14 protein-coding genes are annotated in these 17187 nt (G+C 56.4%); 7 read left to right on the forward strand and 7 right to left on the reverse strand.

The features are described from left to right. Window positions 1-78 precede the first annotated feature (78 nt). Both ACQY4Z_RS18755 and ACQY4Z_RS18760 read left to right on the forward strand, forming a co-directional pair. Window positions 79-273, forward strand: coding sequence for a hypothetical protein (locus tag ACQY4Z_RS18755; protein WP_428523812.1), 195 nt, complete (start codon window positions 79-81; stop codon window positions 271-273). A 120-nt stretch (window positions 274-393) separates the two neighbouring features. Next, window positions 394-996: a hypothetical protein gene (locus ACQY4Z_RS18760; RefSeq protein WP_428523814.1), complete on the forward strand. Its 603-nt coding sequence runs from the start codon at window positions 394-396 to the stop codon at window positions 994-996. Window positions 997-999: 3 nt separating this feature from the next. On the opposite strand, the gene ACQY4Z_RS18765 is transcribed toward ACQY4Z_RS18760, so the two are convergent. After that, window positions 1000-1317 (reverse strand): hypothetical protein, encoded by a 318-nt coding sequence (locus tag ACQY4Z_RS18765; RefSeq protein ID WP_428523816.1) that lies wholly within the window; start codon window positions 1315-1317, stop codon window positions 1000-1002. 364 nt (window positions 1318-1681) lie between these two features. On the opposite strand from ACQY4Z_RS18765, the gene ACQY4Z_RS18770 reads away from it, so the two are divergent. From ACQY4Z_RS18770 to ACQY4Z_RS18785, 4 genes are all read left to right on the forward strand, one after another. Further along, on the forward strand, window positions 1682-3745 hold the full coding sequence (locus ACQY4Z_RS18770; RefSeq protein ID WP_428523818.1) for an elongation factor G: 2064 nt from the start codon (window positions 1682-1684) through the stop codon (window positions 3743-3745). A gap of 99 nt (window positions 3746-3844) precedes the next feature. Beyond that, a complete protein-coding gene (locus tag ACQY4Z_RS18775) occupies window positions 3845-4213 on the forward strand; it encodes an STAS/SEC14 domain-containing protein (RefSeq protein ID WP_428523820.1) in 369 nt (122 codons plus the stop codon). A gap of 81 nt (window positions 4214-4294) precedes the next feature. After that, window positions 4295-5257 (forward strand): protein-methionine-sulfoxide reductase catalytic subunit MsrP, encoded by a 963-nt coding sequence (gene msrP / locus ACQY4Z_RS18780; protein WP_428523822.1) that lies wholly within the window; start codon window positions 4295-4297, stop codon window positions 5255-5257. A gap of 157 nt (window positions 5258-5414) precedes the next feature. After that, the gene (locus tag ACQY4Z_RS18785; protein WP_428523824.1) at window positions 5415-8102 is read left to right on the forward strand and encodes an EAL domain-containing protein; all 2688 of its coding nucleotides are present in this window, start codon (window positions 5415-5417) and stop codon (window positions 8100-8102) included. 755 nt (window positions 8103-8857) lie between these two features. On the opposite strand, the gene ACQY4Z_RS18790 is transcribed toward ACQY4Z_RS18785, so the two are convergent. From ACQY4Z_RS18790 to ACQY4Z_RS18800, 3 genes are read right to left on the reverse strand one after another with little or no spacing between them, the layout of a single operon-like run. Beyond that, window positions 8858-9754: a LysR family transcriptional regulator gene (locus ACQY4Z_RS18790; RefSeq protein ID WP_133946114.1), complete on the reverse strand. Its 897-nt coding sequence runs from the start codon at window positions 9752-9754 to the stop codon at window positions 8858-8860. A 34-nt stretch (window positions 9755-9788) separates the two neighbouring features. After that, window positions 9789-10757, reverse strand: a complete 969-nt coding sequence (gene trxB / locus ACQY4Z_RS18795; protein ID WP_209174328.1) for a thioredoxin-disulfide reductase — start codon at window positions 10755-10757, stop codon at window positions 9789-9791. 48 nt (window positions 10758-10805) lie between these two features. Beyond that, window positions 10806-11807, reverse strand: a complete 1002-nt coding sequence (locus ACQY4Z_RS18800) for a mitochondrial fission ELM1 family protein (protein ID WP_428523827.1) — start codon at window positions 11805-11807, stop codon at window positions 10806-10808. Window positions 11808-12005: 198 nt separating this feature from the next. On the opposite strand from ACQY4Z_RS18800, the gene ACQY4Z_RS18805 reads away from it, so the two are divergent. After that, complete coding sequence (locus tag ACQY4Z_RS18805; protein ID WP_008190144.1) at window positions 12006-12476, forward strand: Lrp/AsnC family transcriptional regulator; 471 nt, start codon at window positions 12006-12008, stop codon at window positions 12474-12476. A 73-nt stretch (window positions 12477-12549) separates the two neighbouring features. On the opposite strand, the gene ACQY4Z_RS18810 is transcribed toward ACQY4Z_RS18805, so the two are convergent. The 3 genes from ACQY4Z_RS18810 to carB all read right to left on the reverse strand — a co-directional run bounded on the left by ACQY4Z_RS18810 (window position 12550) and on the right by carB (window position 17116). Then, on the reverse strand, window positions 12550-13035 hold the full coding sequence (locus ACQY4Z_RS18810; RefSeq protein WP_428523829.1) for a hypothetical protein: 486 nt from the start codon (window positions 13033-13035) through the stop codon (window positions 12550-12552). A 134-nt stretch (window positions 13036-13169) separates the two neighbouring features. Next, a complete protein-coding gene (gene greA, locus ACQY4Z_RS18815) occupies window positions 13170-13643 on the reverse strand; it encodes a transcription elongation factor GreA (RefSeq protein WP_133946122.1) in 474 nt (157 codons plus the stop codon). 110 nt (window positions 13644-13753) lie between these two features. Next, window positions 13754-17116 carry a carbamoyl-phosphate synthase large subunit gene (gene carB / locus ACQY4Z_RS18820; RefSeq protein ID WP_428523832.1) on the reverse strand — a complete coding sequence of 1121 codons (3363 nt, stop codon included), beginning with the start codon at window positions 17114-17116 and terminating at the stop codon, window positions 13754-13756. Window positions 17117-17187: the final 71 nt, after the last annotated feature.

The raw sequence follows: 17187 nt of genomic DNA on the forward strand, positions 1-17187 counted from the left end.
CTTCTGCCGATCAGGCTTTTCTTTCTCGAAGGGCGCGCATAGGGTGTGGTCGATTTTCATTTTGTTTTGGAGGCTGGCTTGGCTGTTCTTCTTCCGCTTTGGCAACGATTGCTGATTACTGTGGCTGCCATGCTCGCGGTGAGTTTTGTTGTCAGCCTGCTCTGGTCGTCTTTGCTGGGTTGGACCATCCCGGGCTACGTGTCTGGCGTGGTTGGAGGTGTGACGGCTCTGCCGGTCTGGGAATTCTTGAAGCGGATCCGCCCGGGCCACTAACCGGCCAGTTCAGCACAGCGTTTGCGGGAAGTCTTCGCAGCTAATCTTGATTGTAATCCTGCGTATTTACGATCAGCGCTTGCGCCGGTAAGCTGGTGTCCTCACGAGGGAGGCACACTCATGCGAACCCAACAAAAACGATGGCTGACCGACCTGATGGAAGGCGTGCCGTCAATCGTTTTCATTCTTTTGTGGCGCCAATCGGGGGATCTGGAATTCGCCGGCTGGGTAGGCTCTGGGCTGTGCCTCGTTGTTTTGAGTGCCCTGATCGGAATGAGGGTCCGGATGCATCCGATCCTGATGGGCGTCAATATTCATATTTTATTGGCAACGCCGTTGATCGTGGGGCTATTTCGCCTCGGGTTTGACGGTCTGGGAGACGTCCTTGCCGAATATGCTTATGGGGGCGTTCTGGTAACCGTTTTTGCTGTCGGCCTCGCCCAGATGCTGTTTTCGCGGTCCCGGTTCTCCGCGTTGGACAACGTCACAGACCGTGCACAACTGATTTTTTCCGCTGTCTTGCTTGCGATTTGCGCGTCCGGTGCCGTTTGGGCCCTGCTGACCCCGGGTAGCCGTTTTGTGCCGGTGGTGGTGACAATTGCAGCTTTGATAATCGGCCGGAATTTCCTCCAGGCGCGCCTGTCAGATAGAAACGGGGACGCTGGAACGTTTGTTGCAAGTTCTGCGGCAGCGCCGGGTACATCCCAGGATGTTCAGGCATGAACCCTAGTTCTGGCAGGCTGTATTCGCGCCGGGACAGGGGGAGAGGGTGTCTGTCCGGGTGTTGTTGCGGTTGATCTGCTGTGTCCGGTTCAGCCGATTGTTGCTGTCGATCCGTTGCTGGGTTGAGAAATTGTTCTGCTGACGATTGAGGTTCTGATTGAGCTGTTGTTGCGCGGACGGCCCGAGGGTCGTGCCGGGTTGGATAACGCCGCGCGGCTGAACCGATTGCGCCTGCGCGACACTGCCGCCAGAAAACACCAGGCCCGCTGAAACAATGGCGACACCAAACGCCCATAAGACAGTTCTGGTGATGAGCAACATGTTTAAACCTCTCATTCCATCTCGTACCCGCGGATCAGTATGGGTGGAGCTGCGCGTAACACCAAATTAAACTGCGAATTGAAGCATTTCGGTGGCCGGACAAGCGGAAAGTGCCAGTTGGTAGCGCCGAATGCGCCGCCTGTTTGCTGCGGTGCAGGGTAAGATTTCCTTGCGTTTACCCCGTTTCGGGCGCGACGATAGTTTCCCGCCCTTGATTGAAGGGCCATGACGAACATCAAGCCCGGTGCTTTCCGGGTTGTTGGCCTTCGATCCCATCCGGGCGAGACGCGGCGGGCCCGCGTCCTGAACCGCCGGCCGTGCCGCGTTTTAACGAGGATATCCTCGGGCAAACGGGAGGCTCAGTATGGCAAACACCAACAATGGACAGGCAAACTCCAGCGGCAGGGAACCGCGCTGCGTGGCTTTGGTCGGACCCTTTGGCAGCGGTAAAACCAGCTTGCTGGAGGCGATCCTGGCGCGCACGAACAAGGTGGACCGGCAGGGCAAGGTGTCAGACGGAAATACCATTGGTGATGGTTCGGCAGAAGCCAGGGCTCATGGGATGAGCGTGGAACTCAATTTCGCGGATGTGGAATACCTTGGTGACCGTTTCAATTTCATCGATTGTCCGGGTTCGGTCGAGTTTTTGGGGGAAATGGACAGCGCCTTGTCCGGTGCGGATCTGGCTGTGATTGTCGCTGAAGACGATGAGCGCAAGGTCCCAGCCTTGCAGCTCATTCTGAAAGCCCTTGAAGCCCGCGCCATTCCGCGGGTTTTGTTTTTGAACAAGATCGACAAGAGCACACGGCGGGTCCGCGATGTGTTGAACCTGCTGCAACCGGCGTCCAGCGTCCCACTTGTCTTGCGCCAGATACCCATCTGGGAGGACGGTCAGGCCACCGGCTTCATCGATCTCGCACTGGAACGGGCGCATGTTTATCACGAAAAGGAACCAAGCACCGAGATCGACATGTCGGATGAGGACCGTGCGCGCGAACATGAAGCCCGGTTTACGATGCTGGAGCATCTTGCCGATCACGATGATGATCTGATGGAAGCGCTGCTTGAGGACATTGCGCCGGACCGTGAGAAAGTGTTCGCAGATCTCGTTGAGGAGATGCAGGACGGTTTGATTTGCCCGGTCTTCTTCGGTTCCGGCGAACATGGCAACGGCGTCTCGCGACTCTTGAAAGCCCTTCGCCATGAAGTGCCCTCGGTTGACCGCCTCAAGGCGCGCCTTCTTGATGCCGCGCCCGAAAGTGCGATCCAGGTGATCAAGACGCTTCACACACAACATGGCGGCAAAGTTTCTGTGGCGCGCGTGTTGAGTGGCGCTCTGGCGGACAATGACAGCCTCTATGTGAATGGAACCACGGAAGCGAAGGTCTCGGGGCTGTTCTCCCTGTTTGGACAGCAATTGAACAAGATCTCAAGGGCGTCTGAGGGCGACCTCGTCGGCCTGGGGCGTTTGGATGATGTTCAAACCGGTGATGTTCTGAGCCTTCAGGGCAGCAAACTCCCAGCTCTGGACACTGCGGACACCCGGCGGCCGGTCTTGGCGACGGCGATTGAAGCCGGGCAGCGCAAAGATGAGGTTCGCTTGTCAGCTGCCCTTTCCAAGCTTGCCGAAGAAGACGGCTCCCTGACAGTCGCACAGAACCAAATAACGGCTGAAACCTTGTTATGCGGGCAGGGTGAAATGCATTTGCGCGTCGCTCAGGAGCGCTTGTCTGGAAAATACGGGCTGGATGTCGCCGTGCATGCGCCGCATGTGCCTTATTCCGAAACGATCCGTGGCAGCACAACAGCGCGCGGGCGTCACAAGAAGCAGTCCGGGGGGCACGGGCAGTTTGGTGACGTGGTTCTTGAGATTTTGCCACTGCCGAGAGGAGAAGGCATCCAGTTCACCGATCGTATTACCGGGGGCGTGGTGCCCAAGCAATACATCGTGTCGGTGAAGGAAGGTGTTCTGGAAGCACTGGGCCAGGGGCCGCTCGGGTTTCCCGTGGTCGATCTATCGGTCTGCCTCGTCGACGGGTCGTATCACTCGGTCGACAGTTCCGATCAGGCGTTCAAGATGGCAGGTATCCTGGCGATCCGGGAAGGCCTGTCCGACTGCAAGCCCGTTCTGCTGGAACCTATCCACAAGGTGGTCGTTGCGTGTCCAAGTGATGCGACCGCCAAGATCAATGCCATTGTTTCCGCCAGGCGCGGGCAGCTGCTTGGATTTGACGCCCGTCCCGGCTGGAGCGGTTGGGATGAGGTTCAGGCGCTGATGCCAGAAGCTGAAATCGGTGATTTGATTGTTGAACTCCGGTCCGCGACGGCAGGAGTTGCCAGCTATACGGCAGAGTTCGATCATATGGCGGAGCTGTCCGGCAAAGCAGCGGACCAGGCGCTCCAGCGTTCGGGAAAACAAGCGGCGTAGTGAGCCGCGCGAGTGCAAAGTGTTGATCTGTCTCATTTGATTGTGTGTCCATTCCCCTACGCTCTAAACGGGATGGTGGACGCAGAAAGGAGATTGTCGATGCTTGCGATTGAAAAACAGGAAGGGGACCGCGTCTTTGTTCATCTGCGCGGTCCTCTCAATGCTGACTTGATGCAGGCCGGGTTGGAGGATCTCATTGAAGCCGCAGAGGATCTGACCAACGGCACGATGCTCTATGCCATTGATGATTTCGAATGGCCGACCGCAGGCGCGTTGGCTGTCGAATTCAAGATGATGCCAGACCTTCTGAAGCTTCTGGGGAAATTCCGAAAGTGCGCGGTTGTGTGCGATGCAGGCTGGATTCGCAAGGTTGCTGAGATCGAAGGGATGCTGATCCCGGGGCTTGAGATCAAAAGCTTTGTTTCAAAAGACCGGGAAGCCGCTGAAAATTGGCTGAAACAAGCCTGACACTTGGCATCGGTCACTCGGGCGTTATTTGCGTTTGAACACACAATCCGGTCTTTCTACGTCCAGATTGGGAGTTTGACGATGAATATCTTGACCAAACGCAGCTGGGAATTGCCCGAGCGCGAAGCGACCCCAGAGCATGTCTTTTTGAACAGACGCCAGATCCTTGCGGGGCTCGCAGGGGGAGGTGTATTGCTCGGAAGCGGACTTGGGATGAGACCGGCCTTTGCCGAGGCAGACCCGAGCGCGGGGCTCTATCCTGTTCCACGCAATTCTGCATTTACCTTGGACCGGCCACTGACTGACGAAGACGTGGCGTCGAAGTACAACAATTTCTATGAGTTTGGCTCTCACAAGCAAATCTGGCCGGCGGCTCAGAACCTTGAGATCCGTCCATGGACTGTGATGCTGGACGGCCTCATCGACAATCCTCAGACGATTGATATCGACGCACTTCTCGCCAAGATGCCTTTGGAGGAACGCCTTTATCGCCATCGGTGTGTTGAGGCTTGGTCCATGGCGGTGCCTTGGTCCGGCTTCCCGCTCGCCGAGCTGGTCAAACTGGCGGGGCCGCAAACCGGTGCCAAATACCTTCGGTTTGAAACATTCCTCAATCCGGAAGTTGCCAGCGGTCAGAAACAATCCTGGTATCCGTGGCCTTATGTTGAAGGCTTGACCCTTGCAGAGGCGACCAATGAACTGGCGTTCATGGCGACCGGGATCTACGGAAAACCGCTTGCCAAGCAGTTTGGTGCGCCGATCAGGTTGGTAACGCCTTGGAAATACGGATTTAAATGTATCAAATCCGTGGTGCGGATCTCATTCACTGACAAGCGTCCAGTGAGCTTCTGGGAAGAAATCCAGCCGAAGGAATACGGGTTTTGGGCGAATGTGAACCCGTCGGTCCCACATCGGCGCTGGCCCCAGGCAACCGAGAAACTGTTGGGAACCGATCAACGCCGGAACACACTGCTGTACAATGGATACGAGGAACAAGTCGCGGGTCTTTATAAAGACATGACCGGCGAGCTTCTATTTATGTAAAATGGCGTTGTATCTGTTGTTTTCGCATCGAGACTATTAACAATAGTCTCGATGCGAGTATGTATTACTGTATATTGAAGTTGTTAGCATTTTTGAAATAGGCTGAGCATCGTTGCTTTTTCTCTAAGTGTGCTTTTGTGCACTCAGAAAGGCCTAGATGGTCGTCGATTGGATCGCAAATATTGGCGCTCTTTCGTTGGGCGCGTTGGCGTTCTACTTCTTTGCACGCCGGGATACCTTGCACGCGCGCCGGTCGGTAAGTGCGGCATTCCTTGGCGCGTTGTTTGGCCTCCTGTCCGCTCTGGTCGTGATGATGCCCGTCCATTTTGGCGATGGTGCCACGTTCGACACGCGGGCTGCGCCTGCGATTCTGAGTGGATATTTCCTTGGGCCTTTGGGGGGGATCATTACGGCAAGCATTGCAGGGGCTGCGCGTTATTGGGTCGGTGGCCCATTTGTGATTGGCGGTAGCCTCAGCCCGTTTTTTTACGCGGCTTTCGGTGCGATTGTCGGGGCCTGCTGTCGTCATCGTGATCTCGGCCCTGGTCCCTTGCGGCTTTTGTCCATTGCGGTTGTCGGCACGCTTTTTGTCCTTCCGTGTTTCTTCATCGATAAAGGCGTTGAGGCGGGGCTCCAGATCCTCGAAAACGCATGGTACATGCTGCTGATTGGAAACGTGGTCGGTGTGGTCATTCTTGGCCTGATGATCAGCGAGGCCAAGAAATTCTCCGTTGAGCACAAGGCGCTCAAATCCACGCTCTTTCTGACTGACCTCGCCCGGTCATCTGCTGGAATTGCTGTATGGCGTTTCGATATGGCTGCCAATCGTCTTACGTGGGACGATGCAATGTTCCGGTTGTTTGATGTCGATCCCGGGTCATTTAAAAGCGAATTCAACGATTGGGAGCGGACCGTTCACCCCGATGACATCGATGCAGCCCGCCGGCAATTTTTGGAGGCTTATGAGAAGAAATCCGGGTTCGCCACCGATTTTCGGATCGTGCGCCGGGATGGCAGCGTCCGCTGGTTGGCCGCCCATTGTAATTTTCTTGAAGACGATGCCGGCAACGTTACTGAAGCCGTCGGGGTGAATTGGGACATCACGGACCGCAAGGAAATGGCGGACAGTCTCTTTGAGAGAGAAAAGGAAGCCCGTCTCCGCTCAGAAGAGCTGGAAGTCACCTTGGCATCGGTCGTACAGGGCGTCAGTGCGTTTGATAAGGATGGCAGACTGCGTTTTTGCAATGACCGAGCCGGGGAGTTTACGGGGCTCCCGCCGGAAATGCTTGTGCCTGGAACGTCCTACCACGCATACAACGAGTATCGGCAAGGCGCTTTTGTGACCGGATTTCCAGGAGAGGCCACAAAAGCCATTCCTGAGAGTGCCCAGCCTACCTCACACATACGCTCGTTAATCCACCTGTCCAACGGCCGGATTCTGTCTTTTTCCGCAGCTCCAATGCCGGACGGCGGATGGGTAGAGACGTATGAAGATGTCACCGAGAAAGTCGTTGCGGATGAGCGCGTCAAAAAAGCAGCTGAAACGGATAACCTGACCGAGCTGGCCAATCGATTGTCCTTCAGGGAGACTTTGGATCACGTCGTTGAAAATGCCGGGAATGCCGATGAGGTGTCGCCATCGCTACTGCTCATTGACCTAAACGACTTCAAGGCAGTGAACGACAGTCATGGCCATGTCGTCGGCGATCGTTTGCTGCAGCACGTTGCCAACACCCTGAAAGCTGTCATCGAAGGTGGCGATCTTGCGGCCCGTTTGGGCGGCGATGAGTTTGCGCTTGTGCTCAAGCCGCGCACGGAGGAAGACATCCGCGAGATTGCTTCCGGTTTGTGCGCCGCGTTCGACATGCCCGTTAATCTCGACGGGCTCATGGTTCAGAGTGGACTGAGCGTTGGTGTGGCGATCATCACTGCGGATGGTGCCGGTTCTGAAGAGACGCTCTCACGTGCTGATCTGGCGCTCTATAAGGCCAAGCAGGAGAAAAGATCCGCATACCGGGTCTTTGACGCCGATATTGCGCAGGAAGATGCAGAGCGGAAGCGCACAAAGAACGCTCTGATCCGCGTGGTGGAAAATCAGGGGCTTAATGTTTTTTGCCAGCCGATCCTGAACCTGGAAACACATCGGGTTGATCACTTCGAGGCTTTGGTTCGTTGGCATCAGGGCGAGGCAAGTTATGTCCCCCCGTCAAATTTCATCCCTCTGGCCGAAGAGATTGGCCTGATCGCGAAGGTTGGCGATTTTGTTCTGTCTGAAGTGTTGCGCTCCCTGGCAACCTGGCCGGACGATTACCGCGCCTGTGTGAATGTCTCTGTTTTGCAGCTTGGCGATGGACGATTTGTCGAACGAGTTCTTGGCGGTCTAAAAGCAGCTGGAATTTCTCCGCATCGCCTGGAACTGGAGTTGACCGAGAGTGTTTTGATGTCCGCAGGCTCAGCCGCTCATGAGGATCTCAGAAAATTGCGAGATGCTGGTCTGAACCTGGCCTTGGATGATTTCGGCATCGGCTTCTCGTCATTTGGCTATCTGCAGGAACTGCCATTCAACAAGCTCAAGATTGACCGCAGGTTCGTTTCGGAAGTTGAAAAAGACGAGGGCAGTGCAGCGATTTTGAGAACGATCGCGGCGCTGGCTGACAATCTGGATATGAAGTCGACGGCCGAAGGCGTCGAAACGGCTCAGCAGTTGGGCGTGGTGAGAGCTTGCGGATGCCACTACGGTCAAGGCTACTTCATCGGTCAGCCAATCCCGCTTGAGGATGTGCAACAGGCGTACTTTGAGATTCCCAAAGTTGCCAAGGCTGCGCTTAGAGCGGGTCGCGTTTAATCGGTTTCATTTGACCGAGACGATTTTTGTTTCTGGCGAGACGTGGTCCGCGCGGTGGTGCGGGGTACCATAAGCGGACCACAACAAAGCCAGAGGCAAAAATTGTCCGGCCCGAAGGGTGAACTTACTGAGCCCATCGGCCGCGTTGCGACGTTTGCCCGGCCAACAAGGCCGCGCTTCACGACGCGCCTTGCCGAATGAACTCAGTAAGCTCATCAAATGAACCCGATTAAACGCGACCCGCTCTAACGCTTGAGTCCGTTCGTGTAGGCAAAAAAAAAGCCGGGTCTTCAAAGACCCGGCAGTTTGAATTGATTCACTGTAACCAGTGGAATCACCTTCCAGAGGGGAACAGCTGGTCGAGGCATCACTGGGAGGAGGACGTGATGCCTGTGTGACCAACAGTGATGCTTATATGCAGTGCACAAGCTGCTTAAACAAGAGGCAGCGACGCAGATCTGCTATGCAAATCGCGCAGGGCTTTGACCGTCCTTAGATTTATCAGTTTTCTGAGTGAGTTACAGGCTGAGGGTCATACCAGACGCCCGCGCAAGAGCGTCTGCCGGGTGGATATCTTGTTACGAATTCAGACCCGGCTGCTCTCAATAAAACTTGGTTCGTAGCCGTAATGCTCATCACAACAGCACGCTGGAGAGAGCTGCCCGAACAAACCATACTTTCCGAAAGACAGATGCAGGGTCGCCGTTCCGTCTGGTTCTGAGTGTGACCAGTGCTGGTCGCTCGAGGGCTTTCTTTTAGTACACCCAGTTTTGGGCGTTCTTTAAAAGGAACTCCCGGAAAGCCGTGACCCGGGCTGTGTTCTTCAACTCCGACGGATACACAAAATAGGTATCGAAGGACGGCACCTTGTCTTCTTGATCTTCAAGCACGGGAACCAAGTTTCGGCCATTGTCGATGATGTAGTCTGGCAACATCGCAATACCGGCGCCTGTCTGAACAGCGCGCTTGATCGCGATGATGTTGTTGACCTGGAGCACCGATTGCCGCGGTTTGCCATCCACGCGGCCGGCCGTCACAAGCCAGTTCATCGAGCGCAGATAGGCAGGGGCCTGCTCGCCGAAGGTGATGATGCGATGATCATCAATGTCTTCGATCGAAGAAGGCGCGCCAAAGCGCTGGATGTATTCAGGTGACGCAAACACGTGAAAGTGCACGGTGAAGAGTTTGCGTTGAATGAGATCCGGCTGTGTCGGTTGGCGCAGCCGGATCGCCACATCGGCCTCGCGCATGCTGAGATCGAGCTCGTCGTCGTCGAAAATCAGCTGCAATTCGACATCCGGATAAAGATCCGTGAAGCTTCTGATCCTGGATGCCAGCCAGGTTGACCCCAAGCCAACCGTGGTCGTGACTTTCAAAACACCAGACGGCTTGTCCTTGCTGTCCTTGAGCCTGGATTGCACGGCCTCCAGCTTCATCAGGACATCACCGGCAGTGCGATAGAGAAGTTCGCCCTGTTCCGTGAGCAGCAGGCCGCGGGCATGCCGGTGGAAGAGGGGAACCCCCAGATCGTGCTCAAGCGCACTGACCTGACGGCTCACCGCGGATTGGCTCATATGAAGCGTATCGCCCGCATGGGTGAAGCTGCCGGCTTGCGCGGCAGCATGGAAGATACGCAATTTGTCCCAATCCATGGCATTCCCCAATCCGTCCAGCCGGGAAACTGCGTTACTCAGCAGCCTGTTGTGAGCCGACAGCATCCTGTTCGGCGAGATACTTTTCCGCTTCCAGCGCAGCCATACAGCCCATTCCGGCTGCGGTGACCGCCTGGCGGTAAATATCGTCGGTAACATCACCGGCTGCGAAAACGCCGGGGATCGATGTCTTGGTGGAATCCGGTGCGGTCTCCAGATAGCCGTTCGGTTTCAAGGTCAATTGATCCTTGAACAGTTCAACAGATGGCGCGTGGCCGATCGCAATGAACACACCATCGGTGGAGATTTCCTGAAGCTCGCCGGTCTTGGTGCTTTTCAGGCGCACACCCGTGACCGCTTTCGGCTCGCCGCCCCCGAGGATCTCGTCAACCTGATGGTCCCAGATCACCTCGATTTTCTCGTGTGAGAATAGCCGGTCCTGGAGGATCTTTTCTGCGCGCAAGCTGTCGCGGCGGTGAACCAGCGTCACCTTGGAGGCAAGGTTCGCCAGGTAGAGCGCTTCTTCGACGGCCGTGTTGCCGCCGCCAACCACGACGACTTCGCGGTTCCGATAGAAGAAGCCGTCACATGTGGCACAGGCCGAAACACCGGCACCCATGTAATCCTGTTCAGAGGAGAGGCCCAGCCAGCGGGCTTGCGCGCCGGTCGCGATGACCAACGTGTCTGCCGTAAAGACGGTGCCGCTATCTGCTTCCAGGCGGAACGGGCGCACCGACAAGTCTGCCTTGATGATCGTGTCGTAGATGATCTCCGTGCCGACATTTTCAGCCTGCTTTTGCATTTGCTCCATAAGCCATGGGCCCATGACCGGGTCTGCAAAGCCGGGATAGTTTTCGACATCGGTGGTGATGGTCAGCTGACCGCCCGGCTGAATTCCGGCAACCAAGGTCGGTTGGATCATGGCGCGGGCCGCATAGATGGCGGCGGTATAACCGGCCGGGCCGGAGCCGACGATCAACAGCTTGCTGTGCTTAGTACTCATGGGCGTAGTATAATCCGTGTTTCTTGTCTCAACCGTGACTGCCAGATGTCAGTCACCTTGCGATATTTGACCGGTTTGGTGAAGCGCCCTGTAGTCTGCCAGAATACGTTCTGCGATCACAGGTGTTGCGTCAATCGGGTCGTAGGTAGTGGTTTTAAGTGGCCCTGGGAAGGGGTGAACACATCCCATACCTTCTAAAGTCCCCAAAAACCGGGTGATCTTTGCGTGACCACCGCTTGGATGAAAGACGTGGACCGGCTTGCCCGTGGCTGTGGCCTCGCCAATCATGTTGGTCGAATCTGCGGTTGCAATGATGGCGTCGGACTTTGCTAGGAAATGACCGTACGGATTGTTGCCGGTTCCGTCCCAGAAGAAGTGATCGCCATCGCGGGCAAGGGTCTTGATCCCGTTGACCAGCAACTCGGGTGTCCGCCGCGACGCTGTGATCAGAAAACGCGCCCTGTTCTGTCCCGCTGTCTCACGCAGTCCGTCCAGAAATCGGGTTTGATCATTGTCTGTGAAGGTGTGGTGCAGGCTGTTGCCGCCCACAAGTACAGCCACTCTCGGCTGAGGGAGATTGTCGATCTGCGGCACCGGTTCTCCCTTCAGTTCAGCAAGACGCGCTGCAGAAAACTTGTGGGGAGAGGTCGGTGTGACCAGGACATTATCGCCGCGGAGCGGATCGTGCTCTGGAACCCAAATAAGATCAGCAGTCTTTGCACCGGACCTTGGGTCTTTCAGGAACACCGTGAAGGTTTTGCCATTAGACGCTTTCTTGAGGCGGCGCAGGTAAGCCGCAGCCCGGCGGCCGGAGGCCACTGCAATATCAGGGAACGGCGGCGCGAGCGGGCTCCCTGGCCGGTCTTCCCGCTCAGTGGGCGGAAACGGGCCGAACGGCATCCACCAGGAATAGGGCGGTTTAGGAGAAACGGTCCGCATTTCGTAGGGAAGGTTGAGGGTATCTGCGACGCCGACGCATTGCGCGACGTCGCCCGCTTTACCATCCGTCAAAATCCAAAGGGAACGGGGCGATGCCGTTGCATTCAACATAAACTGCGGGATTTCCCTGTCGGAATCTTTCAAGATTGTGCGCAAATTTGTTATAGTCTTGCACAAACGCGCAAAAAGTCATAACTCGGCACCGTAGAAACACGTTTGTGCATGAAACTCAAGTTTTTGCGGAACCTCACGGCAGCCCCAGTTTCGGGCCGTGTGACGGCACCGTCCCAGAATTCATAGGAGAGCGGTGTGAAAGCGCGCCTTGATGCCATTGACTGGCAAATCCTGAAGGAATTGCAAGATGATGGCCGGATGACCAATGTTGAGTTGGCTCGCCGGGTCGGAATTTCCGCGCCGCCATGTTTGAGGCGTGTGCGTGCGCTTGAGGAAGCTGGCCTGATACAGGGCTACCGGACGCTCCTGGATGAAAAGCAGCTCGGGTACGATGTCACCGCGTTTGCCATGGTAGGCCTTCACAGCCAAACCGAAGCAGACCTGATTGCCTTTGAGCAGACAGTGGAAAAATGGCCGCTGGTTCGCGAGAGCTATATGCTTTCAGGGGAGGTGGATTTCCTTCTGAAATGCGTCTCGCCGGATTTGCAGACATTCCAGAATTTCGTGATCCGTGAACTCACGGCTGCGCCAAACGTGGACAGTGTCCGCACAGCACTCACCATCCGCCGGACCAAGGATGAGCCGGTCGTTCCGATCGACGGCTGACCTTAATTCCTCAAGTCATTTCGAATGTGTGATGGCCCGCCTGATTAAAACAGGCAGCTTTGGCCTTTGCATTTCAGGCTTTCGGGGCCGTTTTCATTGCCTGAGGGACATTCTTCAGGCGTTTCCGTAGCCGATTCAGGAGCGAGATGTCGCGAAGCGCCGTTGCTACGAGCGTAAAGCTGATGCTGAGCAATGCACAAGTCGTCAGGATCGCGATTGGCAGCCACTGATCATAGTGGAAGGTGTCGAGCGCCTGGTCCACGGGGTCAACGCCTGAATAGAGACGGCTGCGAATGACTTCGCGGTAACTGCCGATTTGTGTGGAGCCATGCTTGATGTAGCCGAGACCGGCAACCATCGCCAAAACAGCTGCGCTCAAGGCTACCAAAAAACCGAATAGCTTCAACGCGAAAAAGTAAGCCCGCTCGTCAGCGTGATCCAGCAGCCGCCGGAAGATTTTCTTCTCCCGGTAGGCAAGCTTGGATGTCAGAAAGAAACGATATCCCCACAAGGGGATGGAAAGCATCAGCAGCCAGAAACCAATTACGTGAAAAACCATTTTGGATCTCCGAATCCCACCGCCTTAGACCTTAAATCCTTTCACGATCAGAATAAAAGGTGCTCGGCGGTGAAAATCGAAAACTTGGCAAAATTCTGTATTGGGCTTCTATCGGATTGGACAGGCTGGCAGCGTCAGATGAACTGCACTTCCACGATCTCGTAGGAGCGGGCACCGCCCGGCGCGGCGACCTCCACGCTGTCGCCTACCGACTTTCCGATGAGCGCACGAGCGATCGGAGAAGAAATAGAAACCTTGCTTTGTTTCACATCGGACTCAACGTCGCCGACGATCATGTATTTCTTTTCTTCTTCCGTGTCTTCGTCAACCAAGCTCACGGTCGCGCCGAATTTGACAACATCGCCAGACAGCTTGCTCACGTCGATGATTTCGGCGCGGGATAGTTTGTCTTCCAATTCCGCGATCCGGCCCTCGTTCAGGCTCTGAGCTTCCTTGGCTGCGTGGTATTCAGCATTTTCCGACAGGTCGCCATGCGCGCGGGCTTCTGAAATGGCATCAACAATGCGCGGGCGCTCGACACCGGTCCGTTCCTTCAGCTCGTTTTGGAGCATGGTGTAACCGGCGGAGGTCATCGGAACTTTTTCCATGGGTCTAAGACCTTCAGCTTATTGGGTCCTCTCGAAGAAGACCACGCTTCACAAAAACAAACCCAGCCGGGAAAGGGCACTTTCCCGGCCGGTTTCAACTCATATTAGCCTTAGGCGAAGTAGGATTGCAAAGGCCTAACTTCAAGACTCCCCGCTTTATGCGCACAGATGCCCTTCGCAGCAGCAATCGATCCTGCAAGCGTGGTGTAATACGGAACCTTGTTCAAAAGGGCCGCCCGGCGCATGGAGCGGCTGTCGGCAATTGCCTGAACACCTTCGGTCGTGTTGAAGACAAGCTGCACTTCGCCATTCTTGACCGCATCGACAATATGCGGACGGCCTTCCATCACCTTGTTGATCTTCTCAGCCTTGATGCCTTGCTCTTTCAGGAACGTCTGGGTCCCCGCTGTCGCGATAATTTTGAACCCGGCGTCTTCAAGGCTGCGGACGGCGTCAACGACGGACGCCTTGTCCTGATCGCGCATGGAGACAAACACCGTGCCTTCCGACGGAACGCCCGTACCGGCCCCGATCTGGGACTTTGCGAAGGCTGTTCCAAAGTGGTTATCGAGTCCCATGACCTCACCGGTGGAGCGCATCTCCGGCCCAAGGATAGTGTCGACGCCCGGGAACCTTGCAAACGGGAACACGGCTTCCTTGACGGCGATGTGGTCGAATTTCTTCTCAGCCAGGCCGAAGGACGCCAGGCTTTCCCCGGCCATGACACGGCTGGCGATCTTTGCAATCGGCTCGCCGACGGTTTTTGCAACAAACGGTACAGTCCGCGATGCCCGCGGGTTCACTTCAAGAACGTAGATTTCGCCGTCCTTGATTGCGTATTGGACGTTCATCAGGCCGCCAACTTCGAGGGCGAGTGCCATTTCTGTTGTCTGGCGCTTCAGTTCCTCGATCAGCTCTTCAGACAGCGAGAACGGGGGCAGGGAACAGGCACTGTCACCGGAGTGAATGCCAGCTTCTTCGATGTGTTCCATGATACCGCAGACGAAGACGTCCTTGCCATCGCACAGGGCGTCAACATCAACCTCGATGGCGCCTTCCAGATACCGGTCGAACAGCAGCGGGTTTGTGCCCAATACCGTGTTGATCTGACCGGTCTTGTCGTTCGGGTATTTCGCCCGCACCTCGGCAGGAACCAGTTCCGGCAGAGTGCCAAGCAGATAGGAGTTGAGGCTTTCCTCATCCCGAATGATCTGCATGGCGCGGCCGCCCAGAACATAAGACGGGCGGACCACCAGCGGCAGACCGAGCTGGCTGGCAATCAAGCGGCCCTGCTCAACGGAATAGGCGATGCCGTTTTCCGGCTGCTTCAGGCCAAGCTTGATCAGCAGTTTTTGGAAGCGGTCACGGTCTTCCGCCAAATCGATCATGTCAGGCGACGTGCCAAGGATCGGCACGTTGGCCTTGACCAGCGACTGGGCCAGTTTCAAAGGCGTCTGGCCGCCGAACTGAACGATAACGCCGTGCAGGGTGCCGTTTTCCTGTTCCTTGCGGATGATTTCCAGAACGTCTTCCGGTGTCAGCGGTTCGAAGTAGAGACGATCGGAGGTGTCGTAGTCCGTGGACACAGTCTCCGGGTTGCAGTTGACCATGATGGTCTCATAGCCGGCGTCTTCCAGCGCAAAGGCTGCATGACAACAGCAATAGTCGAACTCGATGCCCTGGCCGATCCGGTTCGGACCGCCGCCGAGAATCACAACTTTCTTGGCGCCAGACGGATTGGCTTCACAGGCCGGAGCGCCCATGAAGGGAGCTTCGTAGGTGGAGTACATGTACGCGGTTGGAGACGCGAACTCGGCCGCGCAGGTGTCGATGCGCTTGAAAACGGGGTGGACGTTCAGCTCAGCCCGTAGCTTGACAATATCGTCCGTGTCCACGCCGGCAAGGCTTGCAAGCCGCGCATCGGAGAAGCCCATGCCTTTGAGTTTGCGCAGATTGGCAGCATCCTTGGGCAGGCCGATATTCCGGATCTTGGCTTCCATGGCCAGAATGTCGGCCATCTGTTCCAGGAACCAGGTGTTGATACCACTGGCCTGATTGACTTCCTCTACCGTCATGCCGAAGCGCATGGCTTGCGCAACCGACAGCAAACGGGTTGGAGTTGCTGTTGAAACGGCAGCCCGCAACGCGTTCTTGTCGTCGCCCTGGTCAAGGCCCGGAATGTCGATTTCATCAAGACCGTTCAAGCCGGTTTCCAGACCGCGTAGCGCTTTTTGAAGGCTCTCGTTGAAGGTACGGCCAATAGCCATGACTTCGCCAACCGATTTCATCGCCGTTGTCAGGTAAGGCTCGGAGCCCGGGAATTTTTCGAAGGCAAACCGTGGGATCTTGGTGACCACATAGTCGATGCTCGGCTCGAAAGAGGCTGGTGTTGCTCCGCCCGTGATATCGTTTTCCAGCTCGTCCAGTGTGTAGCCGACCGCAAGTTTTGCTGCGATCTTCGCGATCGGAAAGCCGGTTGCCTTGGAGGCGAGGGCGGATGAGCGAGAAACGCGCGGGTTCATCTCAATGACCACCAGGCGTCCGTTCTCCGGATTGACGGCGAACTGGACGTTCGAGCCGCCGGTTTCGACGCCGATTTCGCGCAGGACCGCGATCGAAGCGTCCCGCATGATCTGATATTCTTTGTCGGTCAGCGTCAGGGCTGGTGCGACGGTGATGGAGTCGCCGGTGTGGACGCCCATCGGGTCAACGTTTTCGATGGAACAGATGATGATGCAGTTGTCCGCTTTGTCGCGAACGACCTCCATTTCATACTCTTTCCAGCCGAGCAGGCTCTCATCGATCAGGACCTGGCCGACCGGAGACGCGTCGATGCCCGACCGCACGATCGTCTCATATTCTTCCCGGTTATAGGCAACACCGCCGCCTGTGCCGCCGAGCGTGAAAGCGGGGCGAATAATGGCTGGCAGGCCAATTTCATCCAGAGCGCGCATGGCCTCCAAATAACCGGTGTTCCGATCGTAGCCGGTGATCTTACCATCTTCACCGCGAATGGCCGGGGAGGAGGCAATGGCCGCCCGGGGATTCTCAAGACCGATCACGTCCATGGCCGCGCGGAACTTTTCGCGGTCTTCCGCCTTGTCAATCACGTCGGCACGCGCGCCAATCATCTCAACGCCGTATTTTTCCAGAACGCCCATTTGTTCCAGGTCCAGCGCACAGTTCAGCGCGGTTTGGCCACCCATCGTCGGCAAAAGCGCGTCCGGGCGTTCCTTTTCAATGATCTTGGCGACCAGCTCCGGCGTGATCGGTTCAATGTATGTCGCATCGGCCAGGTCCGGATCCGTCATGATCGTCGCCGGGTTCGAGTTGACCAGGATAATTCGATAGCCTTCTTCGCGCAGGGCCTTGCACGCCTGTGTTCCCGAGTAGTCAAACTCGCACGCCTGGCCGATAACAATCGGGCCGGCACCAATGATCAGGATGGAGGAAATATCTGTGCGTTTAGGCATCTCGGCTCGCAGCTCGAAGCGAGCGGTCCGGGAAAGCGCGTGGTTGCTTCCGGTCTGCTCGGTCGTTAAGT

Origin of the sequence: Roseibium sp., assembly GCF_965276855.1 — a bacterium.
Taxonomy (GTDB): domain Bacteria; phylum Pseudomonadota; class Alphaproteobacteria; order Rhizobiales; family Stappiaceae; genus Roseibium.